The sequence below is a fragment of the Sphingomonas sp. BLHR8 genome (assembly GCF_056821725.1).
Genome location: NZ_JBPDIM010000001.1, coordinates 1,748,263 through 1,768,187 on the forward strand (window position 1 = coordinate 1,748,263; position 19,925 = coordinate 1,768,187).

At 69.5% G+C, this 19,925-nt stretch carries 22 protein-coding genes and 2 tRNA genes; 13 read left to right on the forward strand and 11 right to left on the reverse strand.

From position 1 onward, the window contains the following. Positions 1-5: 5 nt before the first annotated feature. Both ACRYJK_RS08790 and ACRYJK_RS08795 read left to right on the forward strand, forming a co-directional pair. On the forward strand, positions 6-1,199 hold the full coding sequence (locus ACRYJK_RS08790; RefSeq protein ID WP_482667146.1) for an acetyl-CoA C-acetyltransferase: 1,194 nt from the start codon (positions 6-8) through the stop codon (positions 1,197-1,199). After that, positions 1,196-1,726: a GNAT family N-acetyltransferase gene (locus ACRYJK_RS08795; protein WP_482667147.1), complete on the forward strand. Its 531-nt coding sequence runs from the start codon at positions 1,196-1,198 to the stop codon at positions 1,724-1,726. Before ACRYJK_RS08790 ends, ACRYJK_RS08795 begins: the two co-directional genes overlap by 4 nt. Positions 1,727-1,858: 132 nt before the next feature. Here ACRYJK_RS08795 and ACRYJK_RS08800 read toward each other — a convergent pair whose 3' ends face one another. The 6 genes from ACRYJK_RS08800 to cysS all read right to left on the reverse strand — a co-directional run bounded on the left by ACRYJK_RS08800 (position 1,859) and on the right by cysS (position 5,262). Beyond that, the gene (locus ACRYJK_RS08800; RefSeq protein WP_482667148.1) at positions 1,859-2,473 is read right to left on the reverse strand and encodes a GNAT family N-acetyltransferase; all 615 of its coding nucleotides are present in this window, start codon (positions 2,471-2,473) and stop codon (positions 1,859-1,861) included. A gap of 211 nt (positions 2,474-2,684) precedes the next feature. Further along, entirely contained in the window at positions 2,685-2,963 is a 279-nt protein-coding gene (rpmA, locus tag ACRYJK_RS08805; RefSeq protein ID WP_482667149.1) for a 50S ribosomal protein L27, read from the reverse strand. Positions 2,964-2,995: 32 nt separating this feature from the next. Continuing rightward, entirely contained in the window at positions 2,996-3,391 is a 396-nt protein-coding gene (rplU, locus tag ACRYJK_RS08810; RefSeq protein WP_482667150.1) for a 50S ribosomal protein L21, read from the reverse strand. A 142-nt stretch (positions 3,392-3,533) separates the two neighbouring features. Beyond that, positions 3,534-3,608: transfer RNA gene (locus ACRYJK_RS08815), tRNA-Glu, on the reverse strand. 58 nt (positions 3,609-3,666) lie between these two features. Beyond that, positions 3,667-3,741: transfer RNA gene (locus ACRYJK_RS08820), tRNA-Glu, on the reverse strand. Between the two features lie 84 nt (positions 3,742-3,825). Continuing rightward, positions 3,826-5,262: a cysteine--tRNA ligase gene (gene cysS / locus ACRYJK_RS08825; protein WP_482667151.1), complete on the reverse strand. Its 1,437-nt coding sequence runs from the start codon at positions 5,260-5,262 to the stop codon at positions 3,826-3,828. 101 nt (positions 5,263-5,363) lie between these two features. On the opposite strand from cysS, the gene ACRYJK_RS08830 reads away from it, so the two are divergent. The 3 genes from ACRYJK_RS08830 to grxD are packed head-to-tail and all read left to right on the forward strand — an operon-like array spanning position 5,364 to position 6,291. Continuing rightward, on the forward strand, positions 5,364-5,687 hold the full coding sequence (locus ACRYJK_RS08830) for a DUF1476 domain-containing protein (protein ID WP_482667152.1): 324 nt from the start codon (positions 5,364-5,366) through the stop codon (positions 5,685-5,687). A 10-nt stretch (positions 5,688-5,697) separates the two neighbouring features. Further along, positions 5,698-5,934 carry a BolA family protein gene (locus ACRYJK_RS08835; protein ID WP_482667153.1) on the forward strand — a complete coding sequence of 79 codons (237 nt, stop codon included), beginning with the start codon at positions 5,698-5,700 and terminating at the stop codon, positions 5,932-5,934. A 30-nt stretch (positions 5,935-5,964) separates the two neighbouring features. After that, positions 5,965-6,291, forward strand: a complete 327-nt coding sequence (gene grxD, locus ACRYJK_RS08840) for a Grx4 family monothiol glutaredoxin (protein ID WP_482667154.1) — start codon at positions 5,965-5,967, stop codon at positions 6,289-6,291. Between the two features lie 202 nt (positions 6,292-6,493). Here the strand turns inward: grxD and putA are convergent, their stop codons facing one another. From putA to ACRYJK_RS08855, 3 genes are all read right to left on the reverse strand, one after another. Continuing rightward, positions 6,494-9,559, reverse strand: a complete 3,066-nt coding sequence (putA, locus tag ACRYJK_RS08845) for a bifunctional proline dehydrogenase/L-glutamate gamma-semialdehyde dehydrogenase PutA (protein ID WP_482667432.1) — start codon at positions 9,557-9,559, stop codon at positions 6,494-6,496. Positions 9,560-9,630: 71 nt separating this feature from the next. Then, positions 9,631-10,632 carry a YeiH family protein gene (locus ACRYJK_RS08850; RefSeq protein WP_482667155.1) on the reverse strand — a complete coding sequence of 334 codons (1,002 nt, stop codon included), beginning with the start codon at positions 10,630-10,632 and terminating at the stop codon, positions 9,631-9,633. Between the two features lie 78 nt (positions 10,633-10,710). Next, complete coding sequence (locus ACRYJK_RS08855; protein ID WP_482667156.1) at positions 10,711-11,088, reverse strand: hypothetical protein; 378 nt, start codon at positions 11,086-11,088, stop codon at positions 10,711-10,713. A gap of 189 nt (positions 11,089-11,277) precedes the next feature. On the opposite strand from ACRYJK_RS08855, the gene ACRYJK_RS08860 reads away from it, so the two are divergent. Next, positions 11,278-13,029 (forward strand): DUF885 domain-containing protein, encoded by a 1,752-nt coding sequence (locus tag ACRYJK_RS08860; protein ID WP_482667157.1) that lies wholly within the window; start codon positions 11,278-11,280, stop codon positions 13,027-13,029. 8 nt (positions 13,030-13,037) lie between these two features. Here ACRYJK_RS08860 and ACRYJK_RS08865 read toward each other — a convergent pair whose 3' ends face one another. Beyond that, a complete protein-coding gene (locus ACRYJK_RS08865) occupies positions 13,038-13,550 on the reverse strand; it encodes an outer membrane protein assembly factor BamE (protein WP_482667158.1) in 513 nt (170 codons plus the stop codon). A 174-nt stretch (positions 13,551-13,724) separates the two neighbouring features. On the opposite strand from ACRYJK_RS08865, the gene ACRYJK_RS08870 reads away from it, so the two are divergent. Genes ACRYJK_RS08870 through ssb form a run of 3 tightly spaced genes read left to right on the forward strand, consistent with a single transcriptional unit; the run spans position 13,725 to position 16,394 of the window. Beyond that, the gene (locus ACRYJK_RS08870; RefSeq protein WP_482667159.1) at positions 13,725-13,985 is read left to right on the forward strand and encodes a FeoA family protein; all 261 of its coding nucleotides are present in this window, start codon (positions 13,725-13,727) and stop codon (positions 13,983-13,985) included. Positions 13,986-13,998: 13 nt separating this feature from the next. Then, positions 13,999-15,852 carry a ferrous iron transporter B gene (gene feoB / locus ACRYJK_RS08875; RefSeq protein WP_482667160.1) on the forward strand — a complete coding sequence of 618 codons (1,854 nt, stop codon included), beginning with the start codon at positions 13,999-14,001 and terminating at the stop codon, positions 15,850-15,852. A 20-nt stretch (positions 15,853-15,872) separates the two neighbouring features. Continuing rightward, positions 15,873-16,394, forward strand: a complete 522-nt coding sequence (gene ssb / locus ACRYJK_RS08880) for a single-stranded DNA-binding protein (RefSeq protein WP_482667161.1) — start codon at positions 15,873-15,875, stop codon at positions 16,392-16,394. Between the two features lie 13 nt (positions 16,395-16,407). On the opposite strand, the gene ACRYJK_RS08885 is transcribed toward ssb, so the two are convergent. After that, the gene (locus ACRYJK_RS08885; protein ID WP_482667162.1) at positions 16,408-16,932 is read right to left on the reverse strand and encodes a gamma carbonic anhydrase family protein; all 525 of its coding nucleotides are present in this window, start codon (positions 16,930-16,932) and stop codon (positions 16,408-16,410) included. 135 nt (positions 16,933-17,067) lie between these two features. Between ACRYJK_RS08885 and ACRYJK_RS08890 the strand changes: the two genes are divergently transcribed. From ACRYJK_RS08890 to ACRYJK_RS08905, 4 genes are all read left to right on the forward strand, one after another. Next, entirely contained in the window at positions 17,068-17,814 is a 747-nt protein-coding gene (locus ACRYJK_RS08890; RefSeq protein WP_482667163.1) for a glutaredoxin family protein, read from the forward strand. Positions 17,815-17,875: 61 nt separating this feature from the next. After that, positions 17,876-18,220: an ArsR/SmtB family transcription factor gene (locus tag ACRYJK_RS08895; protein ID WP_482667164.1), complete on the forward strand. Its 345-nt coding sequence runs from the start codon at positions 17,876-17,878 to the stop codon at positions 18,218-18,220. Beyond that, the gene (locus ACRYJK_RS08900) at positions 18,217-19,107 is read left to right on the forward strand and encodes an MBL fold metallo-hydrolase (protein WP_482667165.1); all 891 of its coding nucleotides are present in this window, start codon (positions 18,217-18,219) and stop codon (positions 19,105-19,107) included. The genes ACRYJK_RS08895 and ACRYJK_RS08900 overlap by 4 nt, the downstream gene beginning before the upstream one ends. Before the next feature lie 11 nt (positions 19,108-19,118). Beyond that, positions 19,119-19,889, forward strand: a complete 771-nt coding sequence (locus ACRYJK_RS08905) for a sulfite exporter TauE/SafE family protein (protein WP_482667166.1) — start codon at positions 19,119-19,121, stop codon at positions 19,887-19,889. Positions 19,890-19,925 lie beyond the last annotated feature (36 nt).

Consider the following 19,925-nt stretch of genomic DNA (forward strand, 5'->3'; position numbering starts at 1 on the left):
CTGACATGGCCGACGCCTTCATCGCCCTGCCGCTGCGAACGCCGGTCGGCCGCTACCTCGGCTCGCTCGCCGACGTGCCTGCGGAAAAGCTCGCCGAAACCGTGCTGCGTGCGCTGGTCGAACGCTCCGGCGTCGACCCCGAGCGGATCGAGGACGTCATCTTCGCGCAGGCCTATCCCACCGGCGAAGCCCCCGCGATCGGGCGGTGGGCCGCGCTGGCCGCGGACCTGCCGCTGTCGGTGCCGGGGATGCAGGTCGACCGGCGCTGCGGGGGCGGACTCACCGCCATCGGCCTCGCCGCGGCGATGGTGCAGGCGGGGCAGGCGGACATCGTCATCGCCGGCGGGGCGGAGAGCATGTCCAATGCCGAACATTACGCGCTGGGCTTGCGCAAGGGCGTCAAGGCGGGCTCGCCGGTGCTGCATGACCGGCTGCTGCGCGGGCGCGAGCGTTCGCAGCCCGAAGCGCGCTTCGGCCGCATTTCGGGCATGATCGAAACGGCGGAGAATGTCGGGCGGGACGCCGGCATCTCGCGCGCCGACGCCGACGCCTATGCCCTCACCAGCCACGAACGCGCCGCGGCCGCCTGGGCGCGCGGTGCCTTCGCCGACGAACTGGTGCCGGTGACGATCGAGACGCGCAAAGGCAGCGTCACCGTCGACCGCGACGAAGGCGTGCGCGGCGATGTCACCGCCGAAAGCCTCGCCGCGCTGCGCCCGATCATGAAGGACGGGACCGTCACCGCGGGCAACGCCAGCCAACAGAACGACGCCGCCGCGGCCTGTCTCGTCGTCAGCGAAGCGGGCGCGCGGGCGCTCAAAGTCGATCCGGTGGCGCGACTGGTGGGCTTCGCGGCGGCGGGGTGCCACCCGGCGACGATGGGACTCGGCCCGGTGCCCGCGGTCGAAAAGCTGTTCGCGCGGACCGGCAAGGGCTGGGGCGACATCGACCTCGTCGAGCTCAACGAAGCGTTCGCGACTCAGGTGCTGGGCGTGCTCAAGGGCTGGGGCTGGCACGATCCGGAGCGGCTCAACGTCAACGGTTCGGGCATTTCGCTCGGCCACCCGATTGCCGCGACCGGCGGGCGCATTCTCGCCTCGATGATGGCGGAGCTGAAGCACCGCGACGGACGCTACGCACTCGAGACCATGTGCATCGGCGGCGGACAGGGCTGCGCGGCGCTGTTCCAGCGCGTGTGAGCGCCGCGCCGGTCATCGAGACCGAACGCTTCCGCCTGCGCGGAGCGGAACTGCGCGACTTCGACTCCTATGCCGCCATGTGGGCGGACGATCGCACCACCGCCTTCATTGGCGGTGGGCGCGGGCGCACACGGCAGGAGGCATGGTATCGCTTCCTCGGCCAGCCAGGGCTGTGGGCGACGCTCAGCTATGGCTATTGGGTGTTCGCCGAGCGCGCGAGCGACGGGCTGGTCGGCTGCGGCGGCTTCGCCTCTTGGGAGCGCGGCATCGCCGAGCTCGACGGCGTGCCCGAAGCCGGCTGGGCGATCGCGCCCGACTGGTGGGGCAAGGGCGCCGCGAGCGAGGTCATGGCCGCGGCGCTCGGATGGGCGGACGCGTCGCTCGACGCCACCGAAACGCGCTGCATCATCGACCACGGCAACGCCGCATCGATGCGCGTCGCCGAGCGGCTGGGCTATGCGCGCCTCGGCGACGTGGCGTTCGGCGAGGACACGACGACGCTGTGGCGGCGGCAGAGGGGCGGCTGACCGCCCATCAACGCCTGCGCCCGCGCAACCCCGCCCCCGTCTTGCTGAACTCTTTTCGGCATCCATCGCAGCGCTGGCGACATGGACCCTGGAACGAGTTCAGGGTGACGGGATCGTAGGGCAGGCGTCGCGCTACGCCGCTTGCAGCCGCCACTCCTCGCGAAGGTCTGGTTGAAACCGCGGTCGCACTACGCCGCTTGGCATGAGCTCCGCTACGTCGCTCTCCTCGTACAGCGCGCAAGCCACCGTTTCGCCGCGCGCGACGCTGACGCGCGGCGCGGTGCGACCAGTGGCGCGGAAACCGAGCTTGCGCAGCACCGCGCCCGACGCGGCGTTGTCCACGAAATGCCCCGCGCGCAGCGGCGGCAGCCCCACCGCGCGCGCGATCTCCAGCACGGCGCGCCCGGCTTCGGTGGCAAAGCCCAGTCCCCAATAGGGTCGCGCGATCCAGTAGCCGAGCTCATGATGGCCGCGCCCGTCGCCGAAGCCGCCATCATCGTCGCGCCAGTGGACGCCGATCCCGCCGACCAGCCGCAGCGACCCCCGCGTGCGCGCCATGATGACGAAGCGCATGTCGGTCGGATCGCCGGCTTGGCTCAGCCAGTCGCGCGCGTCCGCCTCACCATAGGGCAGCGGCACCCGCCCGAGATGGCGTGCGACCAGCGGGTCGCCGATCGCCTGCGCCAGCGCCGCCGCATCCTCCAGATAGCCCGGCCGCAGCAGCAGCCGTTCGGTCCGTGCGTACATGTGTCTCTCCTCCGCGGCCCGGTGGCACGTCGATATGACGTGTCTGCGACAGCCCCCATTGCTGGAGGGAGACGGTGTTGCAGCTCCTGGGGCGTCATGTTTCGCCCAACAAAAAAGGGAGCCGGGGCGACCCGTCTCCCTCCTTCGATGTGGACCCTTGGGGTCCAGCGGGGGGTCGCCCTAGCGGTGCGACCCTTCGAAATCGCCCGCCTTATTCTGCCGCTTCCAACGGCATAATCTGCGCGTCGACCGATACGAACTTGCGGCCGAGCTTGCCGTCGTGGAATCGCACGCGGCCGTCGGTGGTCGCAAACAAGGTGTGATCCTTGCCGATGCCGACGTTGGTGCCCGGGTAGAATTTGGTGCCGCGCTGCCGCACGATGATGTTGCCGCCGACCACTTCCTGGCCGCCGAACTTCTTCACGCCGAGGCGCTTGCCGGCAGAATCGCGACCGTTGCGCGACGAACCGCCTGCCTTTTTATGTGCCATGGCTGCTGTCTCCTAACAGATGCGCGAAGCGGTCAGGCTTCGGTGGTTGCGGTCTGGGCTTCGGCGGTGACCGGAGCCGTCTGCGTCGGCGAAGCGGTCTGAGCCGCCTTCTGGCGCGGCTGCGCCTGCACGTCACCCACGCTCAGGATCTGAAGCTGGGTGTGGTACTGGCGGTGGCCGTTGCGGCGACGATAGTTGTGGCGGCGCTTCTTCTTGAAGACGATGATCTTCTCACCGCGGCCCTGGCCGACGATCTCCGCCGCGACCTTGAGGCCGTCGGTCGGCTTCAGATCGCTGCCGTCGCCCGCGAGCAGGACGTCGCCGAGCTCGATGCGGTCGCCCACGGCTCCGCTGAGCTTTTCCACGACAATCCGGTCTCCGGGGGCAACGCGATACTGCTTGCCGCCCGTGCGCACGATGGCGAACATGGCGTAATCTTCCTTCAAGGGCACAAGACCGGCGGTCGCGGGATCGACTCCCGACGCCGGAAAGCCCGGCCCGTTAAGCCGCCCGCGTTTCATTGTCAACGATTCCCCGCTGCCATGTTGCGGATTTCGCGCCGTGTTCGACTGGTGACCCCTACGGGAATCGAACCCGTGTTTCAGCCGTGAGAGGGCCGCGTCCTGACCGCTAGACGAAGGGGCCGTGAGCCGCGCCCGGCGAACCGAAGCGTCGACGCGTGGCGCTGTAGCATCGCTGCCGATGGTGACCCCTACGGGAATCGAACCCGTGTTTCAGCCGTGAAAGGGCCGCGTCCTAACCGCTAGACGAAGGGGCCGTGATTCCCGGACGGGCCGGGGATATCGGCAAAGCGGAGCGCCCCTTGCCCGCATGCGCGCGCAACGTCAAGGCATCGCGGGCTTCAGTCGAGCCGCCAATCCCAGCCGAGCGGGTCGCCGTCCATCACCTCCACCCCCGCCGCGGCGAGCTCGTCGCGCACCGCGTCCGACGTCGCAAAGTCCTTCGCTGCGCGCGCGTCGCGGCGGCGGGCGAGCGCTGCGTCGATGGCCGGCCTGTCGATCGTCGCCGCGACCGGACGCACGCGCAGGTCGGCGCGGGTGAGCTTGTCGAGGTCGAGCCCGAGCACCGCGTCGAACCGCGCCGCCAGCGCCAGGCGCGCGGCGGGGCTCGTGCCCTTCACGCCCAGCGCCTGTTCGAGCAGCGTCAGCGCCACCGCGCTATTGAGGTCGTCGGCAATCGCCGCGTCGAACTCCGCCGACAGTTGCGCGAGGCGCGGATGATCGTCGCTGCCCTGCGCCTGGGCACCGCGCAGTTTCTCCACCGCCATCACCAGCCGCTTCAGCCGGGTCAGCGCCGCGCCGAGCCCCTCCCACGTGAATTCGAGCTCGCTGCGGTAGTGCGCATGCAGGCACAGCATGCGGTAGGCGAGCGGGTGGTAGCCGCGGTCGACCAGCGTCTGCAGCGTCAGAAACTCGCCGCTCGATTTCGACATCTTGCCGCGCCGGTCGACGAGGAAATTATTGTGCATCCACAGCGTCGCGCCGCTGTCCGCGCAACCAGCGTGCGCCTGGTTCTGCGCGATTTCGTTGGGGTGGTGGATCTCGCGGTGATCGATCCCCCCGGTGTGGATGTCGAACGGATGGCCGAGCAGCGCCGCGCTCATCACGCTGCATTCGATGTGCCAGCCCGGCGCGCCGCGGCCCCAGGGCGAATCCCATTCCATCTGTCGCGATTCGCCCGGTGGCGTCGTGCGCCACAGCGCGAAGTCCGCCGCGTGGCGTTTGCCCGCCACCTCCTCGATCCGCCCTTCGCCATCGAGCTCGCTTGTGCCGGCGCGGGCGAGGCGGCCGTAGTCGGGCACGCGCGCCGTGTCGAAATAGAGCCCGCCCGGCAGGCGGTAGGCGTAGCCCCCCTGCTCCATGCCCTGCGCCCACGCGATCATCCCCTCGACGTGATCGGTCGCACGCGGATGTTCGAGCGGGCGGATGTTGAGCCGCGCGAGGTCCGCCTCGAACAGCGCGGTATAGTGCGCGGCGATGTCCCATGCCGACTGGCCGGTCGCCGCGGCGGCGCGCTCCATCTTGTCGGCGCCCGCGTCGGCATCGCTGGTGAGGTGGCCGACATCGGTGATGTTGACCACATGCCGCAGCCGATAGCCGAAATGGGTCAGCGCCCGCCCCAGCGTGTCCGCGAACAGATAGGCGCGCATGTTGCCGACATGCTGGTGCGCATAGACCGTCGGCCCGCAGCTGTAGACGCGCGCCTCACCCTCCCGCAGCGGCTCGAACCGCCGCATGCTGCGCGTCAGGCTGTCGAACAGGTGGAGCTCTGGGGTCATTGCCGACGCCCTAACCGCGCGCGGCGTAGCGTCAACGCCGTTGCGGCGCTGCGTGCACCCGCTTACATCCAACGCCAAGCCCCGAAGAAGAGAGCCATGACATGACCGACTTCAGCGACCGCGAGCGTGCGTTCGAAACCAAATTCGCCCGGGACGAGGAAATGCAGTTCCGCGTGGTGGCGCGCCGCAACAAGCTGCTCGGCGCCTGGGCCGCAGAGCGCATGAAGCTGACACCCGAGGAGTCGGACGCCTACGCCAAGGCCGTCATTCGCGCCGATTTCGAGGAAGCGGGCGACGAGGACGTGATCCGCAAGCTGGTCGGCGACCTCACCGCTGCGGGGGTCGAGACCGACGAAGCGCAGGTGCGCGAGGCGCTCGAGCGCTGCTCGGTCGATGCCCGCCGCCAGCTCATGGCCGAAGGCTGACCCCCCGGCCATGCCGATGCACGCCAACGATATCGCCGCGCTGATCGAGGCCGCGCTGCCCGGTGCGGCGGTGACGATCACCGACCTCGCCGGTGATGGCGATCATTATGCGGCGCATGTCGTGGCGGAGCAGTTTCGCGGCATGTCGCGCGTCGCCCAGCAGCGCGCGGTCTATGCGGCGCTCGGCGGGCGCATGGGCGGCGAGCTGCACGCGCTGCAATTGACCACCGCCGTTCCCGCGACCTGACCCTTCCCCTTTTCTCCCGGAGCCAACCCCATGACCGACCCGACCACCGACGTTCAAACGCGCATCGCCGAACTGGTGCGCGACAACCGCGTGCTGCTGTTCATGAAGGGGACGCCGCTGTTCCCGCAGTGCGGCTTTTCGAGCCGCGCCGTCGCCATCCTCGACCGCCACGGCGTCGAATATGGCAGCGTCGACGTGTTGCAGGACGCCGAAATCCGCCAGGGCGTGAAGCAGTACAGCGACTGGCCAACGGTGCCGCAGCTTTATGTCGACGGCGAATTCGTCGGTGGCTCGGACATCATGATGGAGATGGAGCAGGCCGGGGAGCTCGGCCCGCTGCTAAAGCCCGCCGCCTGATCGGCGGCAGCTGCGACCCCGGGTGAAGCGGGCTGGCGACAGGGACCAGAGCCAGCCCGCTTCGGGTGGGGTGAGCGCCCATTGCGGGCTCATCGACACATGACGCAACGCCCGTGCCAGATCGCATTATCGGCGGAGTTTCGCGATTGCGCGACGATCTTAGGGCGCGGCCGCGCGGCCAGTTGTAAAAACTCCCGACAGGTCAGCGCGTCATCAGCGCGGCGTTGCCCCCCGCCGCGGTGATGTCGATCGACACCGTCTTTTCATCCCCGAACCGGGGCAGATAGTGCGGCCCGCCCGCCTTGGGACCGGTCCCCGACAGGCCGCGTCCGCCAAAGGGCTGCACGCCGACGACCGCGCCGATCTGGTTGCGGTTGACGTAGACATTGCCCACCCGCACCCGCGCCGCAATGTGCGCCGCGACCGTGTCGATGCGGCTGTGCACGCCAAGCGTCAGGCCGTAACCGGACGCGTTGAGCGCATCGATCACCGCGTCGAGCTCGTCCGCCTTCCACGTCGCGACGTGCAGCACCGGGCCGAAAATTTCGCGCTTCAGATCGGCGATGGTCTTGAGGCGGATCAGCGTCGGCGGCACGAAATAACCGCCCTCGACCGCGTCCCCCCGCGTCGCCTGCGTGAGCACGCGGCCCTCGGCCCGCGCCTCCTCGACATATTCGGCGATCGCGCCCCGCGCTTCGTCGTCGATGATCGGCCCGACGTCGGTGGCGAGGTCCGCCGGGTCGCCGAGGTTCAGCTCGGCCATCGCCCCGGCGATCATCTCGATCATGCCCTCGGCAACATCCTCCTGCACCAGCAGCAGCCGCAGCGCCGAACAGCGTTGGCCCGCGCTCTGGAAGGCGGAGGCGACCGCGTCGCGCGCGACCTGTTCGGGGAGCGCGGTCGAATCGACGATCATCGCGTTGATGCCGCCCGTTTCCGCAATCAGCGTCGCGATCGGGCCGTTGCGCGCGGCGAGCGTGCGGTTGATCGACTGCGCCACCGCGGTCGATCCGGTGAAGGCGACGCCCGCAATTTCCTCGCGCGCCACCAGCGGCGCGCCGACCTGCTCGCCGTCGCCGGGGAGGAGGTGGAGGAGTTCACGCGGAATGCCCGCGCGGTGCAGCAGGTCGACCGCCGCGGCGGCGATCAGCGGGGTTTGCTCGGCCGGCTTGGCGAGCACGGCATTCCCCGCCGCCAGCGCCGCCGACACCTGCCCGAGGAAGATCGCCAGCGGAAAATTCCACGGCGAGATGCACACGAACAGGCCCTTGCCTTCCAGCAACAGCGTGTTGCGTTCCCCCGTCGGTCCGGGGAGGAGGTCGGGGCGCGCGAAGTGGCGCCGCGCCTCGCGCGCATAATAGCGCAGGAAATCGACCGCTTCGCGCACTTCGGCGATGGCGTCGGGCAGCGTCTTGCCCGCCTCGTCGGTGCAGAGCGCGAGGAAGGTCGCCTCCTCCGCCTCCAGCATGTCCGCCGCGCGATCGAGCCGGTCGGCGCGATAGTCCCCCCCGGCGAGGCTCCAGTCGGGTTGCGCGACGAGGCTCGCGCGCACCGCTGCGTCGACGGCGTCGGCGTCGGCGGCGATGACATCGCCGACCTTTTCTCCCGTCGCGGGGTTGAGCACCGCTTCGCGCAGGCCGTCGCGCCGCTCGCCGGCGATGACCGGCTGGGCGATGCGCGGCTTGGCGCGCGCCGCTTCCATCGCCGCCGCGAGCGCTTCGGGCACGCCCGGCTCACCCAGGTCATGCCCACGGCTGTTGCGGCGGTCGCCGTACAGGTTGAGCCCGGTCGCCAGCGGCTGTCCCGCGGGCGAGGCCGCCTCGCGCGGGTCGATGGCGAGCATGTCGACGGTCACGTCGGGGTCGGAGAACTGATGGACGAAGCTCGAGTTCGCGCCGTTCTCGAGCAGCCGCCGCACGAGATAGGCGAGAAGGTCGCGGTGTGTACCGACCGGCGCATAGACGCGCACCGGTCGCTTCGGCGGAGCGATCTCGGCGAGCGCGTCGTGCGCGCCTTCGCCCATGCCGTGCAGCCGCTGCAGCTCGTAATCGGCCCCCTCACCGAACAGCTCGGCGATGTAGGCGATGGTCATCGCGTTGTGGGTCGCGAAGGCGGGATAGACGACGTCGTTCATCCCCCGCAGCGCCTGCGCGCACGCCATGTAGCTGAGGTCGGTGTGAAGCTTTTCGGTAAACACCGGAAAGCCCGACAGCCCCAGCACCTGCGCGCGCTTGATCTCGCTGTCCCAATAGGCGCCCTTCACCAGGCGCAGCGCGAGCTTGACCCCGCGCGCCCGCGCCAGCGCACCGACCCACTCGACCACGGTGAGGCCGCGCTTCTGATAGGCCTGGACGACGATGCCCAGCCCCGGCCAGCCGTCCGCTACCCCGGCGTCGACCAGCGCTTCCAGAATGTCGAGATGCGGTTCGAGCCGCTCGCTCTCCTCGGCATCGATCATCAGCGGCACGTTCGCCGCGCGCGCCGCCTGGGCGAGTTCGAGCACCACCGGCGTCAGCTCGTCGCGGCGGCGCTCGGGCTGGAGATATTCGTAGCGCGGGTGGAGCGCGCTCAATTTGATCGAAATGCCGTGGTTGGCGTGCGGATCGCCCGCCGTCGCCTCGCGCCCCAGCGCGGCGATGGCGTCGGCGTAGCTGCGCGCGTAACGCGCCGCGTCCTCTGCCGTCCGCGCCGCTTCGCCGAGCATGTCGAAGCTCGCCAATTCGCCCGTTTCGCGATTGGCGCGGCGGATCGCGGCCTTGATCGATTCGCCCATCACGAACTGCTGGCCGAGCAGCTTCATCGCCGCGTAGGCCGCCTGGCGGATGACCGGCTCGCCCGAACGACGGATCATGCGCTTGAGGATCGAGGTGGGCGACGAGGTGCTGCCAATCGCATCGAGCAGCAGCGTCGCCGACCCGAGGCTCAAGCCATAGGCGGACAGGTCGACCAGCCACGACCCCGACGCGCCCTCCCCGGTCCAGTGCCGCCCGGCGATCTTGTCGCGGATCAGCGCGTTGGCGGTTTCGCTGTCGGGCACGCGCAGCAGCGCTTCGGCGAGGCACATCAGCACCACGCCCTCTTCGGTCGACAGGCGGTAGCGGTTCATCAGCGCACCGACGAGGCTGTCGCGGCTCGCGGCCTGCTTGGCTTTGGCGATGATGCGCCGGCCGAGCGCGGTCACTTCGATGGGGTGCGGATCGCTGTCAGCCAGCCGCGCGCGCAGCGACGCCACCACCGCGCCTTCATCCTGCCGCGCGATGGCGCGCATGGCGTCGCGCGGGGGGCCGGCGACGGCGGTGGGAGCGAGCGTGCGGGCGGGAGCGTTCACGGGGTTATCTCTCAAGACATCGGCATCAGCAAGACGACGACCAGCGCCATAGCAAAGCTGGCGACGCTCGCCAGTGCGACCGGCAGCAGCGCGCGCCAGCCCTCGGCGACAAGATCGCCGAGGCGGGTGTTGAGCGCGGTCGCCGTCACTGCGATCAGCAGCAGCGTCTTCGACAGCCATAACACCGCGTCGCGCGCGTCCTGACCGATGGGCACCACGCTGCCGAGCACCAGGAGCGCGACGAAGCCGCTGATGAACCACGGCGGCAGCAGCGCGCGCCAGCCGCCCGGCGCCCCGGCCGTGCGCTCCCCCCGCCGCGCGAGGACGATGCCGATCATCGCCACCAGCGGCGCCAGCGTCGCGACTCGCGCCAGCTTCACGATCGTCGCGCGTGTGCCCGCCGCGTCGGAATAGGCAAAGCCCCCGCCGATCGCCTGCGCCACGTCATGCACGCTGGCGCCGATCAGGAACCCCGCCTGCCCATCGTCGAGACCGACCGCGCGCGCGAGGAAAGGATAGAAGCTCATCGCCAGCGCCGAGGCGAGGCTGACCCCGACCAGCGTCAGCGCGAACTCCCCTTCGCGAATGCGCTCGCGGCCGAGCACGCCGTACAGCGCGAGGCTCGCCGACGCGCCGCAGATCGCGGTGGCGCCGCCGGCGAGCACGCCGACGCTCGTGCTTTGCCCCCCGAGCCGCGCCCCCAGCACCCCGCCGCCGAACGCCGCGGCCATCACCAGCATTAGCGCGATGAACGGCAGGACGCCCAGCGCGCCGACCTCCGACAGCGTCACCTGCACCCCCAGCAGCACGATCCCGATCCGCAGCAGCTCACGTCCGGCAAAGGACAGGCCGGGTTTCGCGCTCGGCCAGACCAGCACTCGCCCCACGGCCAGGCCGATCAGCAGTCCGAGGAGGATGGCGGCGAGGCCGCTCCACGACGCGAGCCACGCGGCGATGGCGCTGACCGCGAGGGCCAGGCCGATACCGGGAGCGAAGCGCAGGGCGGCGAGCATCGCGCGCCCTTTGCCGCCCGCGCGCGGCAGCGCAAGGGGCGAGCGGGCACTCGCCGCCTTGGGCAGGCGATCGAAGACTTAACGGACGAGGATGTTGAGCAGCGCCACCGCGCCGATCCACAGCGTCGGCAGCAGGAACGCGCCGCGCCACAGCCGTGCGCGTTCGACGCGATAACGCACGTCGAGCCCCGGGCCGGGCAGCGCCACGTCGCCGATCGCCCGCCAGCGCCGCTCGACGCGGCGGGCGTAGGGGAGCGCGACGAGCAGCAGCAGCGCCATCGCCACATAGGGCAGCAACTGCGCATAGGGCTGATCGGCGAGGGCGATGACGCCGATCGTCTGCAGCGTCGCGAACATCAGGACGGTGGCGGACGCATGGCGGCTCATCGACTGGGCAAGTCGCGGCGCGGTCGGCGTCATCATCCGCCGCCGTCCTGCGATTGCCTGTCCCGCCATGCCGCTCTCTCCCGCGGTTTGCTATGCCATCGCCGCAGCTTTCGCACACAATGGTTAACGGTCAACCACCTGCCGTTACGGCCGCCTGCGTTTCGTCGCCTCTCATCATCGCTTCGTCGATCCGCATGACGATTGCCCCCATCGACAGGCGCGCTATGCCTTTGCACGAAGCTGGGGAGAGACTGAACGATGCGTTGCCGCCTGCCGATCGCCGCCGCCGTGCTGGCGCTGTCGACCCCCGTGTTCGCGGGGCCGGTCGAGGATTTCGCCGCGATCGAACGCGACTGGGATGCGCAGTTGGTGCGCGACAATCCCGATTACGCTGCGACGCTCGGGCTGGGTGACGGCACGATCCGGCTGACCGACCCCAGCATCGCCGCGATGGACGCGCGCGCCGCCGCCGCCGGAGCGCTGCTCGCCCGGCTCGAGCGCGTGCCGCTCGCGCAACTTCCCGCCTCGCAGGCGACCGCCGCACGCATCCTCCGCCGCCAGTTGAGCGAGACGGTGGAGGCCAACCGCTTCGGCCAGCGCACCCAGCTGTTCACCACCTACGCCGGCTGGCACCAGGGATTTGCCAGCCTCGCCGACGGCCTGCCGTTTCGCCGCGCCGCCGACTACGAAGGCTGGATCCGGCGCATGGAGCTTTATCCCGCGCAAAGCGACGCGGCGATCGGGGTGGTGCGCCAGGCGGTGCGCGGGCGCTACACCCTCCCCTGCGCCGTGCTCGACGGCCATCCGCGCACGATCAGCGGGCTGAAACCGGCGGACGTCACCCAGTCGCGCTACTACGCGCCCTTCACCCGCCCGCGTCCGGCCAGCATCTCTGAAGCGCAGTGGAGCGGACTGCAGGCGCAGGCGCGCGCCGCGATCACGCAGCACATCTACCCCGCGCTCGACCGCCACCTCGCCTTTTATGAGCGCGACTATCGCCCGAACTGCGCGAACGCGGTCGGCGTGTCGGCGCAGCCCGGCGGCGCGGCCTATTACGCGTTTCGCGCGCGGCAGGAGACCACCACCGACAAGACGCCGGAGGAGATCCACCAGATCGGCCTTAGCGAGGTCGCCCGCATCCGTGCCGAGATGACCGAGGTCGCGCGGCGCGCCGGCCACCCCTCGCGCGAAGCGATGATCCAGGCGATGCGCACCGACCCGCGTTTCTTCGCGCGCACGCCGGAGGAGTTGATGCAGCGCACCGCGCGCATCACCCGCCGCATCGACGGCGAGCTCCCCAAATATTTCCGCACGCTGCCCCGCCTCCCCTACACCATCCGCGAAATTCCGGCGGAAACGGCGGAGGGGACGACCACCGCCTACTACAACCCCGGCTCAAGCGCGGCGGGGACGGCGGGGATCTATTACGTCAACACCAGCAAGCTCGATCAGCGACCGCTGTGGGAGATTCCGTCGCTGTCGCTGCATGAGGCGGTGCCCGGCCATCACCTCCAGATCGCGCTGCAGCAGGAGCTCGATCTGCCGCGCTGGCGGCGCGATTTCACCGGCTTCACCGCCTTCGTCGAAGGCTGGGGGCTCTATGCCGAACGGCTCGGCATCCCGATGGGCCTCTACGATACGCCCGAAGCGGACATGGGCCGCCTCTCCTACGAAATGTGGCGCGCCTGCCGGCTGGTCGTCGACACGGGCATCCACGCCAAGGGCTGGTCCAAGGACCAGGCGATCGCCTTCATGCGCGACAACAGCGCGCTGACCGACGCCAATATCGAGGCGGAGGTCAATCGCTACATCAGCTGGCCGGGACAGGCGCTCGGCTACAAGATCGGCGAGATCGCCATTCGCGCCGCACGCACTCGCGCCGAAGCGGCGCTCGGCGACCGGTTCGACCTGCGCGACTTCCACGCCGCCATGCTGGAGCAGGGTCCGGTGCCGCTGGACGTCATGGACGCCCAGGTCGATGCGTGGATCGCGCGGGTGCGGGGGAGCTGAGGGGGCGCTTAGCCGCCCGAGCTCCCCCGCGCGCCGCCGCCCGCACCCGGCGCGCCGACCGCGCCGATGTTGCCGAACAGCTCCTCAAAGAAGCTGCGGTCGCGGCCGAGCGTCGGCGTCTTGTCGCCGTTGGGCGACAGCCGCACGACGCGGTCGACGCCGGTACGGTTGACCGCCGCGACATTGCCCGCCGGGTCGAACTGCACGTGGAGGACCAGCTGATCCGACGCCTGCGGACGACCGAAGGCGAGCTGGCGCGTCTGGCGGGAGAGATAATACCAGTCGTTGGCCTGCTCGGGCGTGGTCATCTGCCCCTGGCCGAACTGGCTGGCAAAGGTCGGACGGCCGAGCGTGCGCTCGACGGACGCCTTGTTATCGATGCCGACCGCGATCGAATCGGCGAGCGTCTGGTCGAAGATATAGCCCTGCTGCCCCCGCAGCCGCGTGCACCCGGCAAGCGTCGGCGCCGCGAGCGCCAGGGTGAGGCCGAGGATCAGGCTGTTACGGACGGAAACGCGCATCGATCGGAAAACCTCTGGGCAATGATGGCGCCGCCCTACCGTGGCGGGCGCGGTGGTGCAAATGGCGCTGCGCATGCCCATATCGGCCTGACGATGCGCTGAACCGGCACGTCGCCATGCCACGCTGCGATGGCGCTTGCCCCCGACCGTTGTAACTGATAATCGTTCGCAACAATGCCCCGCTCTCCCTTGACCCTGGACCGTGTTGCTCTCGGGCGAGTCGCGCGCGTGTCGCGCGTCGACTGGGACGCGCTGCCGGCGCAGGAGGCGCGGCGGCTGAAAGACCTTGGCCTGTACGAGGGCGCCGAGGTCGAGCCGCTGCATCGCGGCGCGCTGTTCTTTCGCGACCCGCTGGCGGTGCGGCTGGGGCGGCTGTCGGTCATCCTGCGCGGCAAGCATGCGCGCGCGGTGACGGTGGTCCCGGAACCGGATTGAACCCGCCGCCACGATGACCACTCACCCGCCTCTGGTCGCGCTTGCCGGCAACCCCAATGCCGGCAAAAGCTCGCTGTTCAACGCGCTCACCGGCGCGCGGCAAAAGATCGCCAACTATCCGGGCGTGACCGTTGAGCGCCATTCGGGCCGCGCCGCGCTCAGCGATGGGCGCCCGATCGAGCTGGTCGACCTGCCCGGCGCCTATAGTCTCGATCCCGCCAGTCCCGACGAAGCGGTGACGCGCGCGGTGCTGATGGGCGAGCAGCTTGGCGAGCGACGCCCCGATGCGCTGATCGTCGTGGTCGACGCTGGCCAGCTCGACAATCACTTGCGCTTCGCGCTCGAGCTGATCGGCCTCGGCCTTCCCACCGTCGTCGCGCTCAACATGGTCGACATGGCGGAGCGCGACGGGCTGGTGCTCGACGCCGATGCGCTGTCGAAGGCGCTGGGGGTGCCGGTCATCCCGACCGTCGCCGTGCGCAAACGCGGGCTCGTCGCGCTGACCGGCGCGCTGGGCGAAGTGCTCGGGGGCGCTCCCAGCGCGCTCGCCATCGCCGACGACGACGCCGGACGCCGCGAACAGGCGCGCGACATCGCCCGGACCGCGACCTTGTCCGAAAGTTGGGAGCGCAACTGGACCCGCCGGCTCGACAACGTGCTGCTGCACCCGGTGGCGGGGTTCGCGATCCTGCTCGGCATCCTGTTCGCGCTGTTCCAGGCGGTGTTCAGCCTCGCCGAGACGCCGATTGCGCGGATCGAGGGCGCGATCGCCACGCTTGCCGACACCATTTCCGGCGCTCTCCCGCCCGGGTTCGTCCACGACCTGATCGTCGACGGGGTGATCGCCGGGGTGGGCGCGGTGATCGTCTTCCTGCCGCAGATCGTGATCCTGTTCTTCTTCATTCTGTTGCTTGAAGCGACCGGCTACATGGCGCGCGCCGCGTTCCTGATGGACGGGCTGATGGCGCGCGTCGGGCTGTCGGGGCGCGGGTTCATTCCGCTGCTGTCGAGCTTTGCCTGCGCCGTGCCGGGGATCATGGCCACCCGCGCCATCCCGGAGACGCGCGACCGGCTGACCACCATCCTCATCGCGCCGATGATGACCTGTTCGGCGCGGTTGCCCGTCTATGCCGTGATCATCGGCGCGTTCATCCCCGCGCGCACGATCGCAGGCGGGATCGGCCTGCAGGGGCTGGTGCTGTTCTGCCTTTATCTGGCGGGAGTCGCGGGCGCGCTGGCCGTTGCGTGGGTGCTGCGGCGGAGCGTCACAAAAGGCTCGGCCGGCGGCTTCCTGATGGAGCTGCCCCGCTACCAGCTGCCGCGCATCGGCGACATCGCGCTGGCGCTGTGGCAGCGCGCGTGGCTGTTCCTCAAGCGCGCGGGCACGATCATCTTCGCCTCGACGGTCGTCCTCTGGCTGCTCCTCGCCTATCCCAAGCCGCCGGCGGGGTCGGACATTCCGACCACCGAATATTCAATCGGCGGTCGCATCGCGAGCGGGCTCGAGCCGCTGGTGCGCCCGATCGGGTTCAACCACGACATCGCCATCGCGCTGATCCCGGCGATGGCCGCGCGCGAGGTCGCGGTGTCCGCACTCGCCACCGCCTACGCGATCGACAGCGACGACGAGAGCGCGACCGAACGCGCGCTCGGCAGCCAGCTCGCCAAGAACTGGAGCCTCGCCACCGCGCTCGCCTTCCTCGCCTGGTTCGTGTTCGCGCCGCAGTGCGTGTCGACCATTGCCGTCGTGCGCCGCGAAACCAACGGCTGGAAATGGCCGGCCTTCATGGTTGGCTATCTCTTCGGGCTCGCTTACCTCGCCGCAGGGTTGACATATTGGGTCGCGGTCGCCTTCGGCTTGGGCTGAACAGGGGAGCGTCACGCGACATGGCAGGCAGCGTCAACAAGGTCATTCTGGTCGGCAACCTCGGCGCCGATCCGGAGGTGAAGAGTTTCCAGAACGGCGGCCGCATCGCCAACCTGCGCATTGCCACTTCCGAAAACTGGAAGGACCGCGCCACCGGCGAGCGCAAGGAGCGCACCGAATGGCACAATGTCGTGATCCAGTCGGACGGCCTCGTCGGCGTCGTCGAACGCTATCTGCGCAAGGGCAGCAAAATCTACGTCGAAGGGTCGCTGCGCACCCGCAAATGGCAGGATCGCGACGGTAACGACCGTTACACCACCGAAGTCAGCGTCGGCGGCATGGGCGGCGTGCTGACCATGCTCGACGGCGCGAGCGGCGGCGGGAGCGGTGGTGGCGGCGGTTCGCGCGGCGGCAGCGATTACGGCTCCGGCGGTGGCGGCGGCTACGGCGGGGGCGGCTCGGACTTCAGCTCGGGCGCGAGCCGGGGCAGCTCGGGCGGCGGCGCGCCGTTCGACGATCTCGACGACGAAGTGCCGTTCTGATCGCGACCCTTCGCTAGTCGAGCCGCCGCAGCCCGCTGCGAAAGCGCGCGGCGCGCTCGACATAATGCGCCGCCGACAACTTGAGCGCGCTGGCGGAGTCCTCGCCGAGGTCGCGCACCGCGCGCGCGGGCGACCCGACGATCAGCGTGCCGGGCGCGAAGCTCTTGCCCTCGGTCACCAGCGCCCCCGCGCCGACGATGCAGCCATCGCCGATCACCGCGCCGTTGAGGATGATCGCGCCCATCCCGATCAGCGCGCCGTGCCCGACGGTGCAGCCGTGAAGGATGGCGTGGTGGCCGACGGTCACGTCGTCGCCCATCGTCAGCGGCGCGCCGGGGTCGCTGTGCAGCATCGCCCCCTCCTGCACATTGCTGCGCGCGCCGACGATGATCGGGGTATTATCCGCGCGAATTACCGCCCCGAACCAGACATTGGCGCGCTCGCCGAGCCGCGCGTCGCCGATGACATGCGCGTCCGGCGCGATCCACACCCCCTCCCCCAGCGTCGGCGAGGCGTCATCGATGGCATAGGTGGGCATGGACGAAGCTCCGGTCGCGGGAGGTGTCTTCATGGTCGCGTGCGCCAGTCATCGCAAGCGCGAGGACCAATGGCTGCAACGCGCCGTACGCGACCCCATATGCAAGGTTCACGATCACCCCGGAGGCTCCGCATCATGTCCGCCCGCCCCACCGCCACGCTCTACCGCATGGTCATGCCGTCGCACACCTGCCCCTACGGGCTGAAGGCGCTCGATCTGCTGCGGCGCCGAGGCTTTGCGGTCGAGGATCGCCACCTTACCACCCGCGCCGAAACCGACGCTTTCAAGGCGCAGCATGGCGTGAAAACGACGCCGCAAGTGTTCATCGATGGCGCCCGGGTCGGCGGCTATGATGACCTCCGCCGCCACTTCGGCCTCGCCGTCGCGGAGGCTGGAGCGACCAGCTATCGCCCGGTCATCGCGCTGTTCGCGATCACCGCGCTGATGGCGATGGCGGCGAGCCATGCCGTTCACGGCACCCCCTTCACCATGCGCGCGGCGGAATGGTTCGTCGGCTTCAGCATGGCGGTGCTCGCGCTGTTGAAGCTGCAGGACGTCGACAAGTTCGCGACCATGTTCCTGAACTACGACCTGCTGGCCCAGCGCTGGGTCCGCTATGGCTATGTCTATCCCTTTGCCGAAGCGACCGCGGGCATCCTGATGATCGCCGGCGCGCTGACGTGGCTGTCGGTGCCGATCGCGCTGTTCATCGGGACGATCGGCGCGGTGTCGGTGTTCAAGGCGGTCTATCTCGACCGGCGCGAACTCAAATGCGCTTGCGTCGGCGGATCGTCGAACGTGCCGCTCGGCTTCGTTTCCCTGACCGAGAACCTCGGGATGATCGGCATGGCGCTGTGGATGGTTGCGCGCACCGGCATGTGACGCGGCGCCATCCCATGCTGCGGGCCTTGAAGGTAGATAAGCAAGTTCTTATGTACTGATCATGGATGACACACGACTCGCCAATGTCGCTCCCGCCCTCGCCGACCAGGCGGCGGAGGTGTCGGACATTCTGCGCGCGCTCGCCAACGCCAATCGATTGCAGCTGCTGTGCCTGCTCGCGCAGCATGAGGAGATGTCGGTCGGCGCGCTGGTCGAGACGGTGGGGCTGGGCCAGTCCGCCACCTCGCAGCATCTCGCCAAGCTGCGCGAAGAAGGCATCGTCGCCACTCGGCGCGATGCACAGAGCATCTTCTACCGCATCGCCGATCCGCGCGTCACCGACCTGATGCGCACGCTCTACGATCTGTTCTGCGCCCCCGCGCTGGGGTCGAAGGAGGCCACATGACCGCCACTCCCATCGTCAAGACGTTCTTCGACGACGCGACCTTCACCGCGACGCATGTCGTCCACGATCCGGCCACCCGCGCGGCAGCGATCATCGACAGCGTGCTCGATTTCGACGCCGCCTCGGGCGCCACTCGGACGGAGAGCGCCGACGCGATCATCGCCTATGTCGGCGAACATGGACTCGACGTGCACTACCAGATGGAGACGCACGCCCACGCCGATCACCTGTCCGCCGCCCCCTATCTGCAGGAACGCCTCGGCGGGGAAATCATCATCGGGCGGGACATCCTCACCGTCCAGCAGACCTTCGGCAAGATCTTCAATGAAGGCACCGAATTCGCGCGCGATGCCTCGCAGTTCGATCGGCTGGTCGGCGACGGCGACCGCCTGCCGCTGGGCGACCTCACCATCGAAGTCATGCACGTCCCCGGCCACACGCCGGCGGACATGGCCTATCTGATCGGCGATGCGCTGTTTCCGGGCGACACCATTTTCATGCCCGACTATGGCTCGGCCCGCGCCGATTTCCCAGGCGGCGACGCGCGCACGCTGTTCCGGTCGGTGCAGCGGTTGATGGCGCTCCCCGACGAAACGCGGGTGTTCCTGTGCCATGATTACAAGGCGCCCGGCCGCGACAGCTTCGCCTGGGAGACGACCATCGGCGCCGAGCGCACCGGCAACGTCCATCTGCGCGAGGGCACGAGCGAGGACGAGTTTGTCGCCATGCGCGAGGCGCGGGACAAGACGCTGCCGATGCCCAAGCTGATCCTGCCGTCGATCCAGGTCAACATGCGCGGCGGCCGCCTGCCCGAGCCCGAGGCGAACGGCGTCAGCTACCTCAAGCTGCCAATCAACGCCCTCGGCCACCCCCCGCGCCCGTCCTGATCGCACCGGGGGTGACCCTCCTCCAATATCTCTTGGGCGCGCTTTCGGGCGGGCTGGTGGGCTTTGTGCTCGGGATGGTCGGCGGGGGCGGGTCGATCCTTGCCGTCCCGTTGATCGTCCACCTCGTCGGCGTGACCAATCCCCACGTCGCCCTCGGCACGAGCGCGCTGGCGGTGGCGGCGAACGCGGCGATGGGCGTGGTCAATCACGCCCGCGCCGGGACGATCCGCTGGGGGGTCGCGTTGCGCTTCGCTGCTGCGGGGATCGCCGGCGCCGCGATCGGGTCGACGCTCGGGAAAGCGTTCGACGGGGAGGGGCTGCTCGGGCTGTTCGCGCTGGTGATGCTCGGCGTCGCGGCGCTGATGTTCCGCAAAGGCAAGCCGCCGCTCCCGGCTGACGCGCCGCTGCGCGCCGGCGCAGGCGGTCGCACGCTCGGATTCGGCGCGGCGACCGGGCTGTTCTCGGGCTTCTTCGGCATCGGCGGAGGCTTTCTGGTGGTGCCCGCACTGGTCGCGGCGACGGGGATGGCGATGGCCAATGCGATCGGCAGCTCGCTCGTCGCCATCACCGCCTTCGGCGCCACCACGGCGGTCAACTATGCGCTGTCGGGCCTCGTCGACTGGGCGCTCGCCGCAGCGTTCGTCGCAGGCGGCTTCGCCGGAAGCTTGCTCGGCGTGCGCGCGATGACGCGCCTCGCGGGCCGCGAACTCCTGCTCAAAAGGCTGTTTGCGTCGCTGATTGTGGTGACCGCAATCTACATGCTCGTCAAAGCAATGGGATGATCCGCTCTGACCGGGTAAAGGCAGACGACTGAGAGG